This window comes from Flavobacterium rhamnosi, assembly GCF_048286515.1.
Classification (GTDB): domain Bacteria; phylum Bacteroidota; class Bacteroidia; order Flavobacteriales; family Flavobacteriaceae; genus Flavobacterium.
On the sequence record NZ_JBLVPS010000012.1, the window covers coordinates 74,812 to 100,079 of the forward strand.

At 33.4% G+C, this 25,268-nt stretch carries 16 protein-coding genes; all 16 read left to right on the forward strand.

Annotation, left to right across the window (positions count from 1 at the left end; translation table 11 throughout):
• The first annotated feature begins 152 nt into the window (after positions 1–152).
• Positions 153–2,561, forward strand: a complete 2,409-nt coding sequence (locus ACNQGN_RS11275) for an alpha-ketoacid dehydrogenase subunit alpha/beta (RefSeq protein WP_417987930.1) — start codon at positions 153–155, stop codon at positions 2,559–2,561.
• A 143-nt stretch (positions 2,562–2,704) separates the two neighbouring features.
• A complete protein-coding gene (locus ACNQGN_RS11280; RefSeq protein WP_417987931.1) occupies positions 2,705–2,971 on the forward strand; it encodes a hypothetical protein in 267 nt (88 codons plus the stop codon).
• A gap of 99 nt (positions 2,972–3,070) precedes the next feature.
• Complete coding sequence (locus tag ACNQGN_RS11285; RefSeq protein ID WP_417987932.1) at positions 3,071–3,748, forward strand: peptidoglycan DD-metalloendopeptidase family protein; 678 nt, start codon at positions 3,071–3,073, stop codon at positions 3,746–3,748.
• Between the two features lie 3 nt (positions 3,749–3,751).
• Complete coding sequence (locus ACNQGN_RS11290; protein ID WP_417987933.1) at positions 3,752–4,225, forward strand: hypothetical protein; 474 nt, start codon at positions 3,752–3,754, stop codon at positions 4,223–4,225.
• A gap of 21 nt (positions 4,226–4,246) precedes the next feature.
• Positions 4,247–4,780, forward strand: a complete 534-nt coding sequence (locus ACNQGN_RS11295; RefSeq protein ID WP_417987934.1) for a hypothetical protein — start codon at positions 4,247–4,249, stop codon at positions 4,778–4,780.
• Between the two features lie 387 nt (positions 4,781–5,167).
• A complete protein-coding gene (locus tag ACNQGN_RS11300) occupies positions 5,168–5,722 on the forward strand; it encodes a helix-turn-helix domain-containing protein (RefSeq protein WP_417987979.1) in 555 nt (184 codons plus the stop codon).
• Between the two features lie 16 nt (positions 5,723–5,738).
• Positions 5,739–8,996 carry a PAS domain S-box protein gene (locus ACNQGN_RS11305; RefSeq protein ID WP_417987935.1) on the forward strand — a complete coding sequence of 1,086 codons (3,258 nt, stop codon included), beginning with the start codon at positions 5,739–5,741 and terminating at the stop codon, positions 8,994–8,996.
• Positions 8,996–9,430 carry a response regulator gene (locus ACNQGN_RS11310; protein ID WP_417987936.1) on the forward strand — a complete coding sequence of 145 codons (435 nt, stop codon included), beginning with the start codon at positions 8,996–8,998 and terminating at the stop codon, positions 9,428–9,430. The genes ACNQGN_RS11305 and ACNQGN_RS11310 overlap by 1 nt, the downstream gene beginning before the upstream one ends.
• 92 nt (positions 9,431–9,522) lie before the next feature.
• A complete protein-coding gene (locus ACNQGN_RS11315) occupies positions 9,523–10,347 on the forward strand; it encodes a CheR family methyltransferase (RefSeq protein ID WP_417987937.1) in 825 nt (274 codons plus the stop codon).
• On the forward strand, positions 10,348–10,920 hold the full coding sequence (locus ACNQGN_RS11320) for a chemotaxis protein CheB (RefSeq protein WP_417987938.1): 573 nt from the start codon (positions 10,348–10,350) through the stop codon (positions 10,918–10,920).
• 26 nt (positions 10,921–10,946) lie between these two features.
• Positions 10,947–14,720, forward strand: coding sequence for a response regulator (locus tag ACNQGN_RS11325; RefSeq protein WP_417987939.1), 3,774 nt, complete (start codon positions 10,947–10,949; stop codon positions 14,718–14,720).
• Between the two features lie 117 nt (positions 14,721–14,837).
• On the forward strand, positions 14,838–17,285 hold the full coding sequence (locus tag ACNQGN_RS11330; protein ID WP_417987940.1) for a response regulator: 2,448 nt from the start codon (positions 14,838–14,840) through the stop codon (positions 17,283–17,285).
• Positions 17,286–17,491: 206 nt separating this feature from the next.
• The gene (locus ACNQGN_RS11335; protein WP_417987941.1) at positions 17,492–21,667 is read left to right on the forward strand and encodes a CheR family methyltransferase; all 4,176 of its coding nucleotides are present in this window, start codon (positions 17,492–17,494) and stop codon (positions 21,665–21,667) included.
• A gap of 178 nt (positions 21,668–21,845) precedes the next feature.
• Positions 21,846–22,670 (forward strand): ice-binding protein, encoded by an 825-nt coding sequence (locus tag ACNQGN_RS11340; RefSeq protein ID WP_417987942.1) that lies wholly within the window; start codon positions 21,846–21,848, stop codon positions 22,668–22,670.
• 317 nt (positions 22,671–22,987) lie between these two features.
• Positions 22,988–23,182, forward strand: a complete 195-nt coding sequence (locus ACNQGN_RS11345; RefSeq protein WP_416845900.1) for a hypothetical protein — start codon at positions 22,988–22,990, stop codon at positions 23,180–23,182.
• Positions 23,183–24,001: 819 nt separating this feature from the next.
• Entirely contained in the window at positions 24,002–24,994 is a 993-nt protein-coding gene (locus tag ACNQGN_RS11350; protein WP_417987943.1) for a 2-hydroxyacid dehydrogenase, read from the forward strand.
• Positions 24,995–25,268 lie beyond the last annotated feature (274 nt).

Here is a 25,268-nt window from a genome sequence, read left to right on the forward strand (position 1 = left end):
CTTTAAAAAACGACACTTTAGATACAGATACTTAAAAAATACAGATGGTAATTAGATATTGACTACTAATAATTAAATTATATTTCTTTTAATGAATTATGAAAATAGCTAGTTTTTAATTAAATTTGCAGCTCAAAGTTATACTTTCAATTATGATAAAAGAAAAAATCAATACTACCCTGACATTTGAAGATTTCAAAACTGAAGTATTAAGTGACTATAAAATAGCCACTATTAGCAGGGAATGTAGCCTGTTAGGACGCAAAGAAGTATTGACTGGAAAGGCTAAATTTGGAATATTTGGCGATGGAAAAGAGGTACCTCAGTTAGCAATGGCAAAAGCGTTCAAGAATGGAGATTTCCGTTCCGGTTACTACCGTGATCAAACTTTTATGATGGCCATTGGTCAATTAACCATGCAGGAATTTTTTGCAGGTTTATATGGACATACTGATATTGATCAAGAACCAATGTCCGCAGGACGACAAATGGGCGGTCACTTTGCAACGCACAGTTTGAATGAAGACGGATCTTGGAAAGATTTAACCAAACAAAAAAATTCAAGTGCTGACATCTCTCCTACCGCGGCACAAATGCCACGATTACTGGGATTAGCACAAGCATCAAAAATATACCGCCAAGTTTCAGGAATTACCAATGCTGCAAATTTTTCTGTGGATGGTAATGAAATTGCCTGGGGAACAATTGGAAATGCAAGTACATCTGAGGGGTTATTCTTTGAGACTATAAATGCTGCCGGTGTTTTACAAGTTCCTATAGTGATGAGTGTTTGGGATGATGAGTATGGAATTTCGGTTCATGCAAGACATCAGACAACCAAAGAAAATATTTCAGAAATTTTAAAAGGATACCAAAGAGAAAAGGACACCAATGGTTTCGAAATATTAAAAGTAAAAGGTTGGGATTATGCCGACCTGGTTGCTACTTATGAAAAAGCAGCGGCTATTGCTCGTGAAAAACATATTCCGGTTCTCATTCATGTAAATGAATTGACTCAGCCACAAGGACATTCCAGTTCAGGATCTCATGAGCGATATAAAGACTCAAATCGATTGGCATGGGAAAAAGATTTTGATTGTCTGCGTCAAATGAAACTGTGGATGATTGCTATCAATATTGCATCTCCAGAAGAAATTGAAGCAATTGATTTACAAGCAAAGAAAGATGTATTTGAAGCTAAAAAAGCGGCATGGAATGCTTTTATTGAGCCTATCGTTGAAGAACAAAAAGAGCTTGTTTCGTTATTACAAAAAATAGCCGAAACGAGTATCAATAAAGAAAGAATACTAAAACTGATAACCGATTTAAACAGTATAAAGTCGCCTTTGAAAAAAGAGATTCTTGTAACTGCCCGAAAAGTATTGCGTTTAGTACTGAACGAAATCGGAAAAGAAGCGCTATCACAATGGATAACTTCCTACACAACCAAAACACAACAGAAATTCAGTAGCAATTTATTCTCGGAAACGGATTTAAATGTGTTCTCAGTAGAGAAAATTCTACCTGAATATTCTGAAAACGCAAAAGAAGATACGGATGGTCGCATGATCTTGCGCGACAACTTTGATGCAATTTTTACAAAATATCCTGAAACACTAATTTTTGGTGAAGATGCAGGAAACATTGGTGATGTAAACCAAGGTTTAGAAGGAATGCAGGAAAAATACGGAGAACTTCGTGTTGCCGATGTAGGAATTCGTGAAGCAACGATTATTGGTCAAGGTATTGGAATGGCTTTGAGAGGTCTGCGCCCTATTGCTGAAATTCAATACTTAGATTATTTATTGTACGCTATACAAATCATGAGTGATGACTTGGCGACCTTGAGATACCGTACTGTCGGCAAGCAAAAAGCGCCACTAATCATACGAACACGTGGTCATCGTTTGGAAGGAATCTGGCATTCTGGCTCCCCTATGGGAATGATTATAAATGCCGTTAGAGGAATCCATGTTTTGGTTCCAAGAAACATGACCCAGGCCGCTGGTTTTTATAATAGCCTATTGGAATGTGATGAACCTGCTTTAGTAATCGAATGTTTGAATGGCTATCGATTAAAAGAAAAAATGCCGTTGAATTATGGTGAATTCAAAACTCCGATCGGTGTTGTTGAAACTTTGAAAGAAGGTACTGATATTACCCTGGTTTCATATGGTTCCACTTTGAGATTAGTGCAGCAAGCTGCAAAAGAATTATTGGAAGTAGGCATTGATTGCGAGATTATCGATTTACAATCTTTACTCCCATTTGATGTCAATCAAGATGTAGTAAAAAGTATTGCCAAAACAAATCGTCTTTTAGTAATTGACGAAGATGTTCCAGGAGGTGCTTCAGCGTATATTTTACAACAAATTATAGAACAGCAAGACGCCTATAATTATTTAGACAGCAAACCGCAAACCTTGGCTGCAAAAGCACACAGACCCGCTTATGGCACAGATGGTGACTATTTTTCAAAACCGTCTACTGAAGATATTTTTGAAAAAGTGTATGCCATGATGAATGAAGTAAATCCTTCGAAATACCCTAGTTTGTATTAAAACTTAAATTATTTATACATTGAAATCCTAATCGTATTTTCGGTTGGGATTTTTTTTTAAAGGGGTACAATACTCCGTTTACAAATTAAATCAGTAAATTGTGAATCAATTCAGTAGTTAATAACTATAATACATAAAATAAAATGAGAAAAATAGCCCTTTGTTTAGGAATACTGTCATTGATTGCAATTGTTTCCTGTAGGGAAAAAGATGACAAACCTTATACTCCGCAAGTAGAAAACTCAAGCGAAACAACAACAACTAAAACTACAACAGTTTCTGGAGAAGCGAAAGACAGTACGTCTATAAAAGTTAGTACTGACGGTGTAAATGTTAGTACTAAAGATGGTGGTACAAAAACCAGTGTTAAGGTTTCCGGTGGTGAAGCAGCAGTTGAGATTAAAAAATAACATCCTACTATTTTCTTAATTAAAAGTTATAATGCCAATGTAAATTTTTTATGTTGGCATTTTTTATATTAATTTAAACTTTATTAAAAATAATTAGTAATGAACACTTTGGAAACTATTTTAAGAAGCATACAAAATGTCAAAGTGATAGATGATTCCATTGCTTATAAAAACTATATTCCTTTAGATTTATCAATTCTTAATATTGAATTGTCAAAATTGGATGTTAGCAGTTCAATTGAATTCGAGAAATATATTGAAAATTATTTAATGGCCACCAAAACACAAGTAGCCTTCGGAGGATATAATGAACAACGTAATTTATACAAACGAAGTACCGTTTTTAATGATCTTAAAACGGAGGAAAGAAATATCCATATTGGATTAGATTTATGGGTAAAAGCTGGAACTCCTGTGTTAGCAGCGCTTGATGGAACTATTCACAGTTTTAATTACAATGCTGGTTTAGGAGATTATGGTCCAACCATAATTTTAGAACATAAAATAGAAAATCAAAATTTTTATACTTTATACGGTCATCTTTCGTTAGAAAGTATTACTGAAATTGAAATTGGACAGGTTGTCAAAAAAGGTCAGCAAATAGCAACTTTGGGTATTTCAGCAATTAATGGCGATTATTCACCACATTTACATTTTCAAATTATAAAAAACATTGGATGTAATTTCGGAGATTACCCTGGTGTTTGCAGCATCAGTGACTTGAATTATTATTTAGAAAACTGCCCCAATCCGAACCTATTATTAAAAATTACATAAATTATGAAAAAAATAATTCTTATTCTAAGCATCATTTTGCTTATTGGTTGTAAATCAAAAACTGTTGTTATCGCCCCTGTTCCTGAAGAAGCCATAGTCAAACTATCCTTTTCTGAAGTCAGTGAAGCTCAAAAAGACAAAGCTTATGTATTAGGAAAAAGAGTTTTAATGACTTGCAATACCTCAAAGTTTAAACCTTTTAACGAAAGTGAAGCAACCGCTTCGGTAATTAAAAATACAACCGAGGAAAGATTAACAAAAACATGTACCAAATTCCGTCAGTTTTATGGAACTTTCAAAGACCTACAACTCGTTGAAATCTACAAAAATAAAAGTGATCAGGCTACCATTTTCCGCTACAAAGCATTATATACAAAGAAAGTAGCCAACAAAGAACTTCGCGTTTCAATAAATCAAGAAAATAAAGTTTCTTCTATAAAATCATTGGATTGGGTAGATACGTTTCAAAACAAATAGCCTAAAAAATAAACGGAATAAATGAATCCAAAAATCCTGCTTTTTTTATTATGTATCGCAACCATTGCTGCAACAAGCCAAGAAACACTGAGTTTTAAAGGTTCTAAACCCTATCGAGCTACCAACTCTTGGTCTTTTATTTGTGAAAAATACGCCTTGACTGGAGCTGCCTCGATTCAAATTGCAAAAACTGAAAAAGGAGGAATCCTGAAATTAGCTGTTGAAACTACAAACCCAGCATTCAACATCGCAGGAACTTCGTATATATATCTGGCAGATAATTTTATTATTACCTGTTCCGACAAGGGTATTAGGGAAAACAAAGAAAATCAGATTGTATCGTATTACTCCCTTTCGCCTTTAGAAATGAATAAAATAAAAAATATTGATATTCAATCTATCCGTTTCAACATCAAAGGAAATAGCGGTAAATATAGTAGTCAGACAGGCAATTTTACTGCCGTTAATCAAAAAACATACTTTTCTACAGCGACAGATGAAGCCAAAAAAAAGCACACTACGGCTTTAGAAATAAAAGCTTTATATCAATACTAATTTCGAATCAAAAACCAACTGATCCAATAATTTTAAAAAATTTCCAGCTAAAACTAATCAATAGCTGACAAAATTTCTTAGGCTATTATGGGAAAATAGTGTTGTCTCACAGCAGTACAACGTTTAAAAAAGACACTAACCCTACTTTTTCGGAGTTTATTCGTAAATTTATAAAAAATTAAAACTTAATAATGGACCGGATCTTAAAACGAGTCTCTTTTTAATTATTCTTTGTTTACCGAGCTCTGCATTATTACAAAGATCTTGTATTAATAATGTGTGAATTATATAACTTTATTCCTAAGTTATATAAGTTTTTTTAATGAAATATATTGGATTTTTACATAATCTGTTAAAAAAAATAATTTGAAACTATATATCAAATACATGGTCAGTAATCGCTGTAAAATGGCGGTAAAAGAGGAATTAAAAAAACTTGGGCTACACTTCATTGTTGTTGATTTAGGCGAAGTCGAAATTATGGAAAATATTTCCATGGATCAAAGAGGAAAACTTAAACTGGCACTATTAGATTCAGGACTTGAACTAATGGATGATAAGAAAGCAATGCTAATTGAGAAAATAAAAAATGTGATTATTCAAATGGTCCATCATTCCACTGAAAATATAAAAGTAAATTTTTCTGATTATCTGAGTGAAAAATTAAACCACGATTATACTTACTTGTCCAACTTATTTTCAGAAGTACAAGGAACAACAATTGAGCAATTTATCATCTCCCATAAAACCGAACGAATAAAAGAATTAATTATCTATGGCGAATTGAATATTACTGAAATCGCCTGGAAAATGAATTATAGCAGTGTTGCTCACCTATCCAGTCAATTTAAAAAAGTTACGGGGCTCTCCCCTTCTCATTTTAAACAATTGAAAGATAAAAGAAGAAACCCAATTGAAGAAATTGGAAATATAAATGAATAAATTGTAACGTACAAGCATGCACAAATCTCAACATACCAGAAATTTAATTGAAGCCAATTTAGGCCCTTTCGTTACTATTAGTTCCGAAGGAAAAATTACTGATGTTAATGAGGCTTCCATAAAAATGACTGGAGTTTCAAGAGAAGCATTGATAGGTACAGACTTTTCTGATTATTTTACTGAAGAAAAGAAAGCAAAAAAAGGATATCAAAAGGTTTTTGAAAAAGGATTCATTGCAAACTATCCGCTAACGGTAAAACATATAAACGGAAAATTAACCGATGTCTTATATACTGCCTCCGTTTATAAGGATAAGGAAGGAAATGTTCTAGGGATTTTTGCAGCAGCAAGGGAAATAGCTGCTGAAAAATTAGCTTCTCAATATCCACTAAGTCTGATTGAAGCAAGTCTTGATCCATTGGTTACCATAAATACCGAAGGCAAGATTACCGATATGAACGAAGCATTAGTGAACATCACAGGTGTATCACGAAAAGAACTTACCGGTTCCGATTTCTTTAATTATTTTACTGAAAAACAAAAAGCGAGTGAAGTCTATCAGGAAGTATTTGAAAAGGGCTCTGTAGCTGATTCTCCGCTTACCCTTAGACACATAAATGGAAAATTGACTGATGTATTATTCAACGGTTCCGTTTATAAAGACAGTCAGGGAAATGTTTTAGGAGTAGTTATTGTTGCAAGAGATATGGCAGGACAAAAATGGGCATTAGATTTACAAATTGCAAATAAAGAACTGGCGCATCAAAACAATGAAAAAGAAAAGCGTGCTGCCGAACTAATCATCGCTAACCATGAACTGGTATTTCAAAATAACGAAAAAGAAAAACGGGCTAATGAATTAATCATTGCCAATAAAGAACTTCTGTTTCAAAATGATGAAAAAGAAAAACGGGCTGCAGAATTAGTTATCGCTAATAAAGAACTTGCTTTTCAAAACAACGAAAAAGAAAAACGGGCCGCAGAGTTAGTAATTGCGAACAAAGAACTTGCTTTTCAAAACGACGAAAAAGAAAAAAGAGCTGCAGAGCTAGTTATTGCTAATAAAGAACTTGCTTTTCAAAACGACGAAAAAGAAAAAAGAGCTGCTGAATTAATTATTGCCAACAAAGAACTTCTGTTTCAAAACAATGAGAAAGAAAAGCGGGCAAACGAATTAATCATTGCTAACAAAGAGCTTCTATTTCAAAATAAAGAAAAAGTAAAACAAAAAATTGCGAATAAAGAACTGGAAGCACTCAGCTATACTGCAAAATTATCTTCGCAATATTCTCTTAGTCTGATTGAAGCAAGTCTGGATCCTTTGATTACAATAAATACCAAAGGAAAGATTACTGATATCAATGAGGCCATGGTAAAAATTACGGGTATCAATCGTGAAATATTGATTGGTTCTGATTTTTTTGATTATTTCACTGAACCACAAAAAGCACGTGAGGTTTATCAGGGAGTATTTGCTGAAGGTTCTGTTGCTGATTCTCCACTAACACTTCGTCATAAAGACGGGAAACTAACAGACGTATTATTCAACGGTTCTGTTTATAAAGATCATGGAGGAAATGTTCTCGGTGTAGTTATTGTTGCCAGAGATGTAACAGATCAAAAAAGAATTGCTACAGAACTGATTGAGGCGAGAGTTTTTGCTGAATTAGCTACAGAAATTGCCGAAGAAGCAAAAATAAATGCTGAAAATGCTACTATTATAGCAGAAAATGCAGTAAAGGCAAAACAACAATTTTTGTCCAATATGAGTCATGAAATTCGTACCCCGATGAATGCAATTATTGGATTTACAAAAGTGGTATTGAAAACCGATTTATCAAATAAGCAAAAAGAATATTTAAACGCAATTAAAATGAGTGGTGATGCACTAATAGTACTGATCAACGACATACTTGATTTGGCAAAAGTTGATGCCGGTAAGATGACCTTTGAGAAATCACCTTTCAAAATGAAGTCTTCCATATCAGCAATGCTTCATTTATTTGAAACAAAAATTCAAGAAAAAAACTTACAATTGGTTACGGAATATGACGATAAAATCCCTGCTGTTCTTATAGGTGACCCTGTACGTTTGCACCAAATTATTTTAAATCTGGTCAGTAATGCCGTAAAATTTACCGCAGACGGAAAAATTACGGTAAGCGTTCATTTATTACATGAAGATGATGATAAAGCAGTTATCGAATTTGCGGTAACTGATACAGGAATTGGTATACCTGAAAATAAAATAGGGAAAATATTTGACAATTTTCAACAAGCCTCCAGCGGAACCTCCAGATTGTATGGGGGAACAGGATTAGGTCTTGCTATTGTAAAACAATTAGTAGAGCCGCAAGGGGGCACTATTCGTGTAAAGAGTATTATAGATGAAGGTTCAACATTTAGTTTTACCCTAAGTTTTCAAAAAACAAATGCCGATGCACAATTAGAAAATGAGCTGATGGAATTAGATACAGAAATAAAAAATATAAAAGTGTTAGTGGTTGAAGATATTGCGCTCAATCAATTATTAATGAAAACACTTTTAGATGATTTTGGTTTTGATCGTGATATTGCCGAAAATGGTAAAATAGCCATCGAAAAACTAAAAAACAAAGACTACGATATCATTCTGATGGACTTACAAATGCCAGAAATGAACGGATTTGAAGCTACAGAATACATTCGCAAAACGATGAATTCAAAAATTCCAATTATTGCCTTAACGGCTGATGTCACTACCGTTGATTTAGCAAAATGCAAAGCGGTGGGAATGAATGATTATCTTGCGAAACCGGTGGACGAAAAACTATTGTATAGTAAGATAGTTGGTATCTTAAAGAAACCAAAACTTACAAAACTTAGTGCGAAACTTAATGAAAAATTAGAAGAAAAAGACACTACAAAGAAAAAAATAAAGTGCATTGATTTGGTGTATCTAAATCAAAGAACAAAATCAAATCCAGCTTTAATGATGGAAATGATATCGTTGTATTTGGCACAGACACCCCCATTAATAACTACAATCAAACAAAGTTTAGAAGATCAAAATTGGTCTTTATTAGGTGCCGCAACGCATAAAATGATTCCCTCTTTTTCAATAATGGGAATCAGTCCTAATTTTGAAAATATAGCAAAAAAAATTCAGGAATTTGCAAGTACGCAAGAAAAATCAGAAGCAATACACGACTTAGTTCTCCAACTTGAAGAAGTTTGTTTACAAGCCTGCAGCGAATTAGAAGAAGAACTTAATATAATTAAAAATACCATATAATGAATAACGACAATAAAGTAAAAATATTTCTTGTAGATGATGATGCATTATTTTTAAAATCTTTAGAAATTGAATTTCTGGACAATGCTGACTTTATAGTTGAAACCTATCCTACGGGAGAACTCTGTATTGCAAATTTATCCCATAATCCCGATATAGTAATACTAGACTATCAACTTGATGGTATTGTAGAGAATGCCATGAATGGCCTTGAAACTTTAGATAAAGTAAAAGCTTTCAATTCAGAAATTCCAGTTATTATGCTATCTTCACAAGATAAAATTGAAGTAGCCATAAACTGTATGCATCATAAGGCATTTGATTACGTAGTAAAAAGTGAAACTGCTTTTGTTCGATTGCAAAAAATAATCACTGCTATTTTTCAATATCAAAAAATGCAAAAAGAATTAAATTGGTATATGGATCGTATGTAATCTTTACTACAGAATCCCTTTTCAATTTCATCAACAGATTCGATTAATCACTCCTGATTTGGTCAAAATTAAACCAAATTTATTTTAAAAAAATGCGGTATAAAGACACATCAGATCTGGAAATTTCATTGCTTCTGGAAGCTATCTATCGGCAATACGGTTATGATTTCAGAGAATATTCCCAAGCACATATCAGGCGCAGGATTATGAACAGGATGGCGGTATCGCGATTCGAAGATATTTCTCAAATGCAAGCAAAGGTTCTGAATGATGAAACATTTGCTTCCGAACTCTTACAGGATTTATCAATAACAGTAACCGAAATGTTTCGGGACCCTGTCTTTTATAGAGCACTGCGGGAAAAGGTCATCCCAATTTTAAAAACATATCCTTTTATAAAAATATGGCATGCTGGCTGTGCAACAGGAGAAGAGGCCTATTCTATGGCTATTCTTCTGCAGGAAGAAGGCCTTTATGACAGAACTACCATTTATGCTACAGATTTCAACCAGATGGCTTTAAACCGTGCAAAAGATGGAATTTTCTCTAACAAAATGATTAAAGAATACACTTCCAACTATCAACTGTCGGGAGGAAAAGAATCTTTTTCTAGTTATTATATTTCAAATTATGATAACGTCATTATGAATCAATCATTGAAAAAAAACATTGTTTGGGCCAATCATAATTTGGTCACCGACAGCGTATTTGCAGAAGTGCAATTGATATTATGCAGAAATGTACTAATCTATTTTGATAAAAATTTACAAAATAAAGTCCAAACCCTTTTTTATCACAGTCTCATTAATGGTGGCGTTTTATGTTTAGGATCGAAAGAAAGTTTACGATTTACCGATTTGCATCAGGAATATATTGAATTGGATACAAAACAACGCATATTTAAAAAAAAATATTAAATGCAATATGATGCAATTGTAATAGGGGTTTCTTCTGGTGGCCTTAATGCTTTGAAAATTATATTCGCAGCCTTACCGGTCCATTTCAATATACCAATTATCATAGTGCAGCATTTAGGTGCTCATTCCGATAGTAATTGGATAAAAATTTTAAATGAAAAAAGCCATCTCGATATAAAAGAAGCAGATGAAAAAGAGAAAATTGAAAAAGGTAAAATTTATTTTGCTCCACCCAATTATCATCTGCTAATCGAAAAGGATAAAACCTTTTCGCTTACTATAGATCAACGCGTAAGTTTTGCAAGGCCATCAATTGATGTATTGTTCGAAACGGCGGCCGAGGCTTATACAAACAAATTAATTGGAGTGGTACTCACCGGCTCTAATTATGACGGAACAGAAGGTATTAAACGAATAAAGCAGTGTGGGGGTCTGGCCATTATTCAGGACCCTAAAACAGCAGAATCGGCTTACATGCCGGCATCAGCAATTAAAGCTATTGTACCTGATTATGTTTTATCATTGGAGGACATTGCAGAAGTACTAATAATAATGGATCAACAAAAAAGATAATTAGCAAAAACTTTACCTATAACAAAATGGAAATGACCCTTGGAAAAAAAATAGTATTAGCATTTATCACATGTGCCCTGGTACTTTTAGGAGTTGCTATTTTCACTTTTAAAAACAGTGAGAAATTTGTCGCATCAAATGCTTTGGTAAATCATTCCAATCAGGTATTATATGAATTCGAACAAATACTAATGTCTTCTGTTGATGCAGAAACAGGCGTTAGAGGTTATATCATTACAGGCAAGGATATTTTTTTGGAACCGTATACAACTGCCAATAAAAAAGTAACCGAGCAACTTAATAAAGTAAAGGAATTAACAAAAGACAATCCGAATCAGCAAAAGAATATTGATAAACTCGCGAAAGTGTTCAAAATGCGTTTTGACAATTTAAACAAATCTATTGCCCTTAGCAAAAATGATTTTGAAAAAGCCAGAGCATTTGTGACCTCAGGTGAAGGAAAACAAATTCAAGATGAAATAAGGAAAACAATTACTAAAATACAGGAATCAGAACGCGCTTTACTTACCGAAAGAATACAAATCAGTAAAGACGATGCCAGTATGTTTAATATTGTTTTTGCTGTTTTATTGTTGGTCATTATACTGATTCTTGTTGTGGTATATTCTATAGTTGCGACAAATTTGAAAGCTCTTAAAAATTCCGAGTCAGAAACTGCCAACAAAAACTGGTTGCTTACCGGTAACTCCGAACTAAATAAAAAATTAATGGGAGACCAAAGTATAGTACAGTTGGCAAACAATACCATCAGTTTTTTATGCACTTATTTAAAAGCTAATATAGGAGCTGTTTATCTCTTGAATGATAAAGAAAACATGCTGATGCTCGGTGGTAAATTTGCTTTTTCGTCTGGTGACAGTAAAGAAAATTTCAAATTAAATGAAGGACTAATAGGTCAGGCTGCATGGGAAAAGAAACAAATTTCTCTAACAGATATATCCGAAGATCAGATACGCATCACTTCATCCGTTCTCAATGCAAAACCAAAAAATGTACTTGTAACTCCTTTTTTACTTGAAGGTAAAACGATAGGTGTAATAGAAATAGGCAAGCTTACTGATTTCACCGAAACGGAGAAGGAATTCATCAATGTTTCTATGAACAGTATCGCTATCAGCGTTAATACGGTTCAACAAACGGAAGAAAAAGAAAAAAGAGCAGCAGAGTTAGCCATTGCCAACAAAGAATTAGCCTACCAAAATAATGAAAAAGAAAAACGGGCAGCAGAGTTAGAAATTGCCAACAAAGAATTAGCCTACCAAAATGACGAAAAAGAAAAACGGGCAGCAGAGTTAGGGATTGCCAACAAAGAATTAGCCTACCAAAATGACGAAAAAGAAAAACGGGCAGCAGAATTAGGAATTGCTAACAAAGAATTAGCCTATCAAAATGACGAAAAAGAAAAACGAGCAGCAGAATTAGGAATTGCTAACAAAGAATTAGCCTATCAAAATGACGAAAAAGAAAAACGGGCAGTAGAATTAGGAATAGCCAACAAAGAACTTGCCTATCAAAGTGATGAGAAAGAAAAAAGAGCTGTAGAGTTAATTTTTGCGAATAAAGAGCTTTCGACTCAAGCTGAAGAACTTCAAATGCAGCAGGAAGAACTTAGACAATTGAATGAAGAATTAGAACAGCAAGCGCAAAATCTAAAACAGCAGCAGGAAGAATTGCAAATGACCAATGAAGAATTGGAAGAGCAAACCCAATCACTAGAGGAGAAAAACAAAGAAGTTGAAGCTTCTAAAAATGACATTGAACAAAAAACAAAACAACTTGAGATTAGCAGCAAGTATAAATCAGAATTCCTTGCAAACATGTCGCATGAGCTCAGAACGCCGCTTAATAGTTTGCTTATTCTATCAAAGGATCTATCAGAAAACAGAAAGAAAAACCTGGATGATGTACAGGTTGAAAGTGCAGAAATCATTTACAAAAGTGGCCATGATCTTCTTATTTTAATTAATGAAGTACTAGACCTCTCTAAAATTGAAGCAGGAAAAATGTCAATCACTGTTGAAAAAGTAGCACTAAAAAATTTCACGGATCATCTTGTTCGTGATTTTAAGCATCAGGCACAACAAAAAGGATTGGAACTCATTTGCAAATTGTCCACAGCTTTACCAGAATTTATCTATACCGATTCGCAACGCTTGAACCAGATACTTAAGAACCTCATATCCAATGCTATAAAATTTACCGAAAAAGGAAGTGTAACTATAGCTATTGCCCCAAATTCGGATACTACTTTGAATATTTCTGTTTCTGATACAGGGATTGGAATATCACAAGACAAACAAATAGCCATATTTGAAGCATTTCAGCAAGCCGAAGGCGGTACTTCCAGAAAGTATGGTGGTACAGGATTAGGGCTTTCCATTTCACGAGAACTCGCAAAATTATTGGAAGGGGAAATTAAAGTGAGTAGCAATCTGGACGAAGGATCAACTTTTTCTCTTATTATTCCTCTGGAAATAAACCCTGAACAAGAAGCTGTCAGTACAACTCCATTGAAACCGGCTTTATATACACCGGGCTTCAAAGATGAATCAACCTATCTAAACTACGCCACGATAGAAGACGACAGAAATTTAATAAATACAGATGATATAGTGGTACTCATAATTGAAGACGATCGAAATTTTGCTTCTATACTTTTAAAACAAGCCAACAAAAAAGGATTTAAATGTTTATCGGCGGCTTCTGGAGAAGATGGTTTATCACTTGCTTCAAAATACAGACCCCACGCAATCATTCTCGATATGGGTTTACCAGGAATCAAAGGAAAACAAGTATTGCAGGAGCTAAAAGCAAATCCATCCGTAAGGCATATACCGGTACACATTATTTCGGCAAACGACCGCTCTCTGGAGCCAATCAGAGATGGTGCGGTAGAGTACCTGATGAAACCAATAGCTAAAAATGAATTGGAAGAAGCTTTTAACAGAATTGAAAATTTCGTTAATAGAAAGATAAAAAATCTGCTAATTATAGAAGACAATGAAAATTCCAGAAAAGCAATGAAAATACTCATTGGCAATGGTGATGTAAAGTGTTTTGAAGCAGCAACGGGTAAAGAGGCTATAGCATTGTATGAGCAGAATCATATCGATTGTATTATACTAGACATTGGACTGCCTGACATGAGTGGATTTGACCTTATCCATAAACTGGAAGATATAAAAGGTCGTAACATGTCTCCTATTATTGTTTATACCGGAAAAGAACTTACAAAAGAAGAAAATGATCTGCTTCAGAAATATGCTGAGAGCATTATTATAAAAGGTATAAAATCGGAAGAACGATTACTGGATGAAACAGCTCTTTTCCTGCACCGAACAATTAGTAATTTACCAAAATCGAAACAAATAATTATAAATAACCTGTACGATAAAGAAGCTATATTTCATTCCAAAAAAATATTACTGGTAGATGATGATATGCGTAATGTTTTTGCATTATCTAAAATATTGCAAGAACGCGGAATGGAAATCATAAAATCCGAAAACGGAAAGAATGCATTAGATATGCTAGATGTGCATACCGGCATTGATTTGGTATTAATGGATATTATGATGCCTGAAATGGACGGTTACGAAGCAATGAAACGAATACGATCTCAGATAAAATTCAGAAACTTACCCATAATCGCCCTTACTGCAAAAGCCATGAAAGACGATAAACAAAAATGTATTGACGCAGGCGCCAACGATTACATAACTAAGCCTATTGACATAGAACGCCTGCTGTCATTGATGCGCGTATGGTTAAGTAAATAATAAAAATACCGTACCGAATCCGCAATACTCCCAATCTTATAGGTTAGCACTTTTTGTCGGGATTAAAAAATTCGTTACTGGACATTCAACATTCAAACTTTTATTTTACAATTATAAATGAAAATAAATAGCCCTGTTAAAATTTTATTGGTCGATGATCTTCCCGAAAATTTGTTTGCCTTAGAAGTAATTCTTTCTGATGAAAACTATTTATGTGTAAAAGCAAATTCCGGTAATGAAGCCTTAAAAATTCTGTTGCACCAACAAGATTTCGCCATCATATTAATAGACGTGCAAATGCCTTTGATGGATGGATTCGAAACCGTAGAATTAATTCGCCAAATTGAAAAACTCAAACACGTTCCGATTATTTTTTTAACGGCCAGTATGGATAATTCAATGCAAGTATTCAAAGGCTATCAGGCTGGTGCGGTCGACTATATGACTAAACCGCTTTCCCCAGAAATATTAAAAGCAAAAGTTTCCATTTTTGTGGATTTACATAAGAAAAACAATGAATTATTAGTTCAGGCGGAACAACTGAAAAGGCTTAATACTGATCTTACAGCTCAAAAACTACTTTCTGAATATTCTCTTAGTCTTATTGAAGCAAGTCATGATCCTTTATTTGCAATTAGTCCCAAAGGAAAAATAACAGATATGAATAATGCATCGGTAAAAGTAACTGGTGTCTCACGCGAAAAATTAATTGGAACTGATTTTTTTGATTATTTCACCGAACCGCAAAAAGCGCGCGAAGTATATCAGAAAGTGTTCGAAAAAGGATCTATAACGGATTCTCCGCTGATACTTCGTCATAAACAAGGCAAGTTGATTGATGTATTATTCAATGGATCGGTATATAAAGATGATAAAGAAAATGTGTTAGGAGTAGCAATCGTTGCCAGAGATGTTACAGATCAAAAAAGAATTGCTACTGAATTAATTGAGGCGAGAGTTTTTGCCGAACTAGCCACAGAGATTGCCGAAGAAGCAAAAATAAAGGCAGAAAATGCCACCTTCATTGCGGAAAATGCCGTAAAAGCAAAACAGCAATTCTTGTCGAATATGAGCCATGAAATTCGTACCCCAATGAATGCAATCATTGGATTTACTAAAGTGGTACTAAAAACAGATTTAACAAGTAAACAAAAAGAGTATTTAAACGCTATTAAAACAAGTGGTGATGCACTTATCGTACTCATCAACGACATACTCGATTTGGCAAAAGTAGATGCCGGAAAGATGACATTCGAGAAAACACCTTTCAAAATGAAGTCTTCCATTTCAGCAATGCTTCATTTATTTGAAACAAAAATTCAAGAAAAAAATTTACAATTAATTAAGGAATACGACAGTAAAATTCCTGATGTTTTGGTAGGAGATCCGGCTCGTTTGCACCAAGTAATTTTAAATCTGGTAAGTAATGCATTAAAATTTACAACAAAAGGAAAAATTACAATAAGTGTTGATTTAATGCATGAAGATGATGATGCAGTGATTCTACAATTTGCTGTGACAGATACTGGAATTGGTATCTCCGAGGAAAAAATTGGAACCATATTTGAAAATTTTCAACAGGCGACCAGCGGAACTTCAAGATTGTATGGCGGGACTGGACTGGGTCTTGCCATTGTAAAGCAATTAATAGAACCGCAAGGAGGTAGTATTCGTGTAAAAAGTGCTATTAATGAAGGCTCTACATTTAGTTTCACATTACCTTTTCAAAAAACAAATGCTGATGCAGCATTGGAAAATGAGTTGACAGAGATAGATTCAGATATGAAAAATATAAGTATATTGGTAGTGGAAGATATTGCTCTGAATCAATTGCTTATAAAAACACTTTTGGATGATTTTGGATTTGCCTGCGATATTAGTGAAAATGGTAAAATAGCTATTGAAAAACTAAAAGAAAAACACTACGATATAATTTTGATGGATTTACAAATGCCAGAAATGAATGGATTTGAAGCTACAGAATATATTAGAAACACTCTGAATTCATCAATTCCTATTATCGCAATAACCGCTGATGTGACAACTGTTGATGTAGATAAATGTAAATCCGTGGGAATGAATGATTATATTGCCAAACCTGTTGATGAAAGAGTATTATATAGTAAAATTGTAGGATTAATAAAGAAATATAAACTGAATACAAAAGAAGAAAGTAAAAATAATAGCATTCCAGTTGAAAAAATAAAATACATTGACTTAGACTATTTAAATCATAGAACAAAATCAAATCCAACATTAATAATGGAAATGATATCGTTATATTTAGCACAAACTCCGGAATTAATAAACACAATAAAACAAAGTTTAGAACAGGAAAATTGGCAATTATTAGCTGCTGCCGCGCATAAAATGATACCCTCTTTTTCTATAATGGGAATCAATTCTGATTTTGAAAATATGGCGAAAAAAATTCAGGAATTGGCAATCGCACAAGAAAAACCGGAGGAAATACCTAAATTAGTTCTGCAACTTGAAGAAGTTTGCCTTCAGGCCTGTACTGAATTAAAGGAGGAACTAAACACAATTACTAAAACCCAAAAATAAAACCATACATTATGGCTTTATTAAAAGACCATCTCACTATTACAAATTGAAGACAGAAAATAAATAAACGTGAGATTTGGAATAAATAGTAAGTTTTAAAGGTTTGAAAAATCTATTTTTATTAAAATATTGGTTTAAGAAATAATTTTAACAAAATTCATAGTCAATCATTACAACTATGAATTAAAAATACAAAATTAGTACAAATGGAATCAGCCAAAAAGTCCTCACCTAAAAAAATGACACTTAAAGAAGAGACCAAAGCAAACTCCTTTACGGTCGTAGCGATAGGGGCCTCAGCAGGAGGACTGGAAGCTTTTAGCCTCTTATTAAAAAATTTACCAACTGATACCGGAATGGCATATATCTATGTCCAGCACCTAAGCCCAGACCATAAAAGTTTACTGACTTCAATTCTTTCCAAAATTACTGAAATGAAAGTACAGGAAATTGACAATATGGAAAAAATGGAGCCAAATAATGTTTATGTGATTCCTCCCAATAAAGTTATTGAGGTAATTAACGGACACATTAGGTTGCTTCCCAGGATTAAAAAAAATATTCCTAACCTCACCATAGACGTTCTCTTTTCCTCACTTGCTGAAACCCATAAAGAAAATGTTATTGGAGTGGTACTTTCCGGATACGCTAGTGATGGTATGATTGGACTTAAGGCCATTAAAGATGCAGGTGGAATAACCTTTGCGCAAGATGATACGGCTCAAGCCGCCAGTATGCCTAAATCAGCTATTTCTTCAGGGGTCGTAGACTATATTTTATCACCAGAGGAAATCGCTGCTGAATTAGTTCGCATCAGTAAAAATGGTGTTCGTACAAATAACGCTAAACCAAAAGAGAAAGAAGCTGATATTGAAAATAATAATTTTGATATTAATACTATTTTTGAGCTATTACTCAAAGAAACTGGTGTGGATTTTAGTCATTATAAAATGCCCACAATTAAGAGACGAATAAGCCATAAAATGCAACAATATGGCATAAAAACGATAGAAGAATATGTAAAACTTTTACTCAAAAAAAATAACGAAATTGAAATTCTTTATACAGACCTGTTAATAAATGTAACCAGTTTTTTTAGGGAAACCGAAACATTCAATTTTTTAAAAACCAATCTTCTAACAAAACTTTTAAAGAGTAAAACTGCTGAAGAAACCCTCCGCATATGGGTTCCGGCATGTTCAACGGGAGAGGAAGCCTATTCTATTGCAATGATTGTTGCGGAATTACAGCAGGGGAAAACGAATAAAATACCCGTTCAGATTTTTGCAACAGACCTAAGCGAAGCGGCAATCAGGAATGCCCGTAATGGAGAATATTCTCAAGGTGATGTCGATGCCATCCCCAAAAAATATTTATCCCGTTTTTTTACTAAAGAGGGAGATAATTATCGTATTGTTAAAGAACTTCGCGAAATGTGCATATTTGCCCCTCATAATATTTTACGCGATCCTCCTTTTTCGCGCATGGATTTTGTTAGTTGCTGTAATGTTCTTATATATTTTGATTCAGCCGCGCAAAAGAAAGTCTTTACATCCCTTCATTTTGCATTGAATGATACCGGATATTTGATGCTTGGCAAAGCAGAAAGTATTGGAACAACATCTCAACTTTTTACTTTAGTAAATAATAAATTTAAAATCTATTCTCGAAAAAATAATTTGGGAGTGAGAAAAATTCTTGAATTAACACCTCGTTTTACACGAACAACTATGTCCAGTAAAAAAACAAATCCGCCTTCTAAAAGCGTAAGTGTAAATCAAGAAAGTATAGAAAACGCCATTGATTCAGCACTTCTTTCCAGTTATATGCCTGCCTGTGCGGTAGTCAATAAAGACTTGGATATCCTCCAGTTTAGAGGCCCAGTCTCCTCCTATCTCGAGCATGCGTCCGGTAAAGCCAGCCTTAATATTTTAAAAATGGCCCGACCAGAATTTGCTTTTGAACTCCGTAATGCAATTAATAGGGCACTCGAAACAAAGAAATCCGTATACAAATCAGGTATTGAAATAAAAATCGAATCTGTTTTGCGATTAATGTCATTTGAAGTTTGCCCGTTGAAAATTGAATGGGAAGAACCGCTTCTACTCATTGTTTTTAAACCACAGGAACTGGTAGAAAAATATATTGAATCTGATTCTGTCCATAAAAATAAAGCAACACTCCAAGACCTAAAAATAAAAAAACTGACTGAGGAGCTAAATACAACTCGAGCAGAGATGATTGGTATAATTGAAACGCAAGAAAATATTTATGAGGAATTACAAGCAGCAAATGAGGAGATAGTTTCCTCAAATGAAGAATTTCAGACCTTAAACGAAGAGCTTGAAACCTCAAAAGAAGAAATTGAAGCCACCAATGAGGAGCTTATTTCTACTAATCAGGAATTACAAATGCGTCATGATTTATTAATAGAATCGTATGAATATTCAGAAGCAATTATTGCTACCATTCATGAGCCAATGCTTATTCTCAACAAGAACTTTCATGTAATATCAGCGAATAAATCTTTTTATAAAAAATTTCTGGTTGAAAAAGAGGAAACCGAAGGGAAATTATTATTTGATTTAGGAAATAAGCAATGGAATATTGCAAAACTGCATGACGTTCTAAATGATATACTTTCGAAAAATAGTAGTTTCGAAAATTTTGAAGTGACGCACACTTTTTCTGGAATCGGAGAACGAATAATGTTGCTTAACGCTCATTTGATTATTCAAAAAACGAATAGCGAACAGTTAATTCTTCTTGCTATTGAAGACATAACGGATCGTTCTCGTTATTATCTCAAAGAAAAATATTCCCTTAGTCTTATTGAAGCTAGCCTTGATCCCTTGACGACCATAAATAATGAAGGCAAGATTACAGATATGAATCGTGCGACTGTAAATATTACAGGGCTATCCCGTGAGAAATTAAAAGGTTCCGATTTTTTTGGGTATTTTACCGAACCTGAAAAGGCTCGAGCGATTTATAAGGAAGTGTTCGCCAAAGGGTTTATTACCAATTCTCCACTTAAACTACGTCATAAGAGCGGCAAACTTACGGATGTGTTGTTAAACGGATCGGTTTATAAAGATGATAGAGGAACTGTTCTGGGTGTAGTTATTGTTGCCCGAGATGTTACCGATCAAAAAAGAATTGAATCAGAACTAATAGAATCAAAAGTATTTGCAGAATTGGCCACCTTAATAGCGGAAGAAGCAAAAAGTAAAGCAGAAGAAGCCACACGAATTGCGGAAAATGCGATGAAAGCAAAACAACAATTTTTGTCCAATATGAGTCATGAAATCAGGACTCCTATGAATGCAATCATTGGATTTACCAGAGTGATATTAAAAACCGAATTATCTGAAAAACAAAAAGAATACTTAAATGCAATTAAATTGAGTGGTGATACATTAATTGCATTGATTAACGACATCCTAGATTTAGCAAAAGTAGATGCCGGTAAAATGATTTTTGAAAAAAAACCATTCAAAATGGCCGTTTCCATAGCTTCAATGCTTCAATTGTTTGCGACAAAGATTCAGGAAAAAAATTTAAAATTAGTAACAAATTATGACAAAAAAATACCTGATATTCTTTTAGGGGATTCTATTAGATTACACCAGATTATTTTAAATCTGGTAAGTAATGCCGTGAAATTTACTTCGGAAGGTAAAATTGTGGTTAGCACCAATTTATTATTTGAAGATGAACAAAAAGTAATTATAGAATTTGCAATTACTGATAGTGGAATTGGTATTCCAGAGGACAATATAGATGTAATATTTGAAAATTTTCAACAGGCTACCAACGGGACTTCCAGTCTGTATGGAGGAACTGGCTTGGGGCTAGCTATCGTTAAGCAATTAGTAACATCTCAAGGAGGGACTATTCATGTCAAAAGTAAAATTGATGAAGGCTCTACTTTTAGTTTTACTTTACCTTTTCAAAAAACAAAAAATGGTACTGAGTTAGAAACTAATTTAATAGGATTCGATACACCTGTAAAAAATATAAAAATTTTGGTAGTGGAAGATATGCCGCTCAATCAATTATTGATGAAAACAATATTGGATGATTTTGGGTTTGAACGTGATATTGCTGAGAATGGTAAAATTGCCATCGAAATGCTGCGAACAAAATCATACGATATTATTTTGATGGATTTGCAAATGCCCATAATGAATGGATTTGAAGCAACAGATTATATTCGTAATACAATGAATTCAAAAGTGCCAATAATTGCTCTGACAGCCGATGTTACAACAGTAGATTTAACAAAATGTAAAGCAGTGGGAATGGATGATTATATCGCTAAACCCATTGATGAAAAATTATTATTCAATAAAATTGTAGCGTTAGCCAAAAAAACATAAAATAAAAAATGCGGCTAACGAGTGTTACAGAATAAGCGACAACCTAAAAAATACGACCTCTTTTTTTTAATAAGAGCACAATGATACAACTTTTGTTAGTAATGTTATAACATATTTAAAGATTAAGGGTTCATCTTTGTTTTGTGGCAAATAAGTCACTAATTAAACAAACAAAGTCATGAAATTTAAAAATGCATTACCTACTCTAGCCTTACTACTTATAGTTTTTATGTCTAGTTGCAATAACGAAATGGAAGAGGATTTAAGCACTAACATGTCGTCACTTGAAAAATCGTCTTCGCTAACATATGCCCTAACCAAAACTATTGAGCCTCTGTCAAACATTGGTGGATTAAAAGGTGTAAACCTTGGAGTTTCTGGAGACTTCGCAATTCTATCAAAAACAGGGATTACAGACGTTTATAAATCCGCTGTTACCGGTGATGTTGGTTCTAGTCCAATAACTGGCGCTGCCATTCTACTGAAATGCGAAGAAGTAACAGGAACAATATATACAGTTGATGCTGCAGGTCCACTTCCGTGCAGACTTACTAATGCCACTAGATTGACTACAGCGATAGGTGACATGCAAACCGCATACACGGACGCTGCAGGACGATTAAACCCCGATTTCTTGAATTTAGGTGCTGGGAATATTGGAGGTAAAACACTTACCCCTGGCCTATATAAATGGACCAGTGCAGTTAAAATACCAACTGATATTACAATTGCAGGAGGTCCAGACGATGTTTGGATATTTCAAATATCCGGAACACTCAACATGAGTTCGGCTGTGAGAATTACATTGGCTGACGGTGCGCAAGCAAAAAACATTTACTGGCAAATAACGGATTCAGTAACCTTAGGTACGACAAGCCATTTTGAAGGAAATATATTGGGACAAACCGCCATTAATTTACAAACAGGTGCATCAATAAACGGAAGGTTGTTAGCACAAACAGCTGTTACATTGCAAATGAATGCCGTTACACAACCAAAATAGAATAAAACAAAATTAATTTTCAAAGAGGCTGCCTATGAGGTAGCCTCTTTTTTTTCATAATAAAGCAGTAAAAGAATAACAATGTGTGAATAATGTAAGTCTTTTACAAAATCGTGTAACTTCTATACTGCACAATTACATTACTTTTGATTAGGTTTTAAATCGCTATATATGTGGCTTTTAAGTTTTTTTGATTTCAATTCTTTAAAAAAACACCTGCTGAACTAGCAACGTGTCTTGTAACTGCATAGCCTTCAAAAAAATAACCAAACAGAAAATCAAACATTAAACTTAATAAATTTCTAAAACTAAAAATTATGAATCTAAAAAGAATCTTTGGAGCGTTACTAACTGCTCTCGGAATAGGTGGTCTTATTTATACAGCAGTATTATTTTCCGGAACATCAGGCGAAATGAGGGATGTAAAATCACTCATTATTTACGGTGTACTTGGTATTATTTTCTTCGTTTCTGGAATTAGCTTAGTTCGTACAACAAAAGACGAATCTTAAAATATATTTCAGGCTGTCTATCGTATTAATGTAAAATTCATTTGAATAGACTGCCATACAAAATTCAGACACAGCCATAACGATCTTCAAGAGCGCAATTTTATAGGCAAATCAAAACATTTTGATGCGTTTATATAAGAATTATAATATAACTATATCTCTCTGAATTTAAAAAAAATTCAGAGAGAAGTTATTTAGTTTACTTCTTTATCAAATTTTGATTGCTAAAACTTTATCTCCCAAAGCAATCCCCCAACAACTTTACCCTCAGATGAGACTTGAAATTCAATTTATTTAAAAATATTTTCCCGTCTTTTATTGCTAAATTTGAAATTCCCTCAACTGTGTAAATAGTTCATAAAAAATATCCTTTTTCTCCTTATATTGTAAAAAAGAACGCTAGTAATTAGAATTCATATTCCATATCTTATACTAAAAAAAAGCATCAATCAAAAAAAAACGTGAATGTTGCAATTTTTTTTATTAATTATATAACGCATTTTATACGAAAATTTACCACCTTAGTATCCTCAAAACTAAGCTAATGAAAAAAACAATCTACATTCCAAAATTAAATATCATTAAGATTAAGAAGAGAAAAAAAAATAATCTTAAGGGTTATCCTGTTTACCCTCTCTCTGAAGATATTTACAATCAAATCCAAAATAAATTAATATTGATCCAGAGAACGTTTCTAACTAAAAGAAACAATTTAAAGCAATAAAATTGGTACACCTACCATTGAAATCTGTTTGGGAATGATTTACATTTTCCAGATTCGGAATTAGACAAACAAAGCGAAAAAATATAATTACAACCATGAAAATAGCCGTATTCAGTACAAAACCCTATGATCGTGAATATCTTGATAAGTTTAATATTGAGAAGAAACACGAATTGACTTATTTTGATGCTCCATTAAATGTCGACACCATAAATTTGGCTATAGGATTTGAAGGCGTTTGCCTATTTGTAAATGACAAAATCGATAAAAAAACTATAGATAAATTATCCGAAATTGGAATAAAACTTATTGATTTACGTTGTGCCGGGTATAATAATGTTGATATTGAAGCAGCAGTAAAACAAAAGATTAAAGTACTGAGGGTACCTGCTTATTCTCCACAAGCTGTTGCCGAACATGCCGTAGCTTTAATTTTAACTTTGAATAGAAAAACGCATAAAGTGTACAACAGGGTTCGAGAAAGCAATTTTTCTTTAGAAAACCTTACCGGTTTCAATCTTTATAAAAAAACTGTTGGAGTAATTGGAACAGGTAAAATAGGCACTGCTTTTTGCCAAATAATGTTAGGCTTTGGATGTAAAGTGATTGCTTATGATGTTAAGGAATCTAAGGAATTAATAGCAAAAGGGGTTGAATATAAAACATTGGATGAAATATTCGAAAACTCCGATGTAATCTCTCTCCACTGCCCTCTTACCATAAACACAAAACATCTTTTTGACAGTACAGCATTTTCTAAAATAAAAAAAGGAGCGATGCTTATTAATACCAGCAGAGGTGCATTAATCAAAACATCACATGCAATTGAAGCTTTAAAAAACGGACAGTTGGGCTACTTGGGAATTGATGTTTATGAGCAGGAAGAGAATCTGTTTTTTAAAGATTTATCTGAAAGCATTATTCAAGATGATTTAATCGAACGATTAATGGCTTTTCATAATGTTTTGATTACACCACATCAAGGTTTTTTTACCACTGAAGCATTAGACCAAATAGCGTTAACGACTTTAAAAAATTTTACAGATTTTGAAAACGGATTACCATTGGAAAATGAAGTGACACTCTAATTTTTATTTTCGCTTAATTGTTAAAATCTCAATATGCTTATTTGTTGGGAAGAAAATCGATGCTAAAATAACTATTTAATTAAAAAAAGGTTGTTAAATAAAAGAATTTGATCCCGAAATAATAATGCAATGGAATAGTTTACAATTGTTTTTTTTAATTAGCACAATGTAAACTTTACGAATGACAGCGATTTATTTAGGATTAAAAATCAAATTCTTTTTTTACGGCCTTTTTTTATGCAAACATGTGAAAGTTATAACTCATAATTTAAAT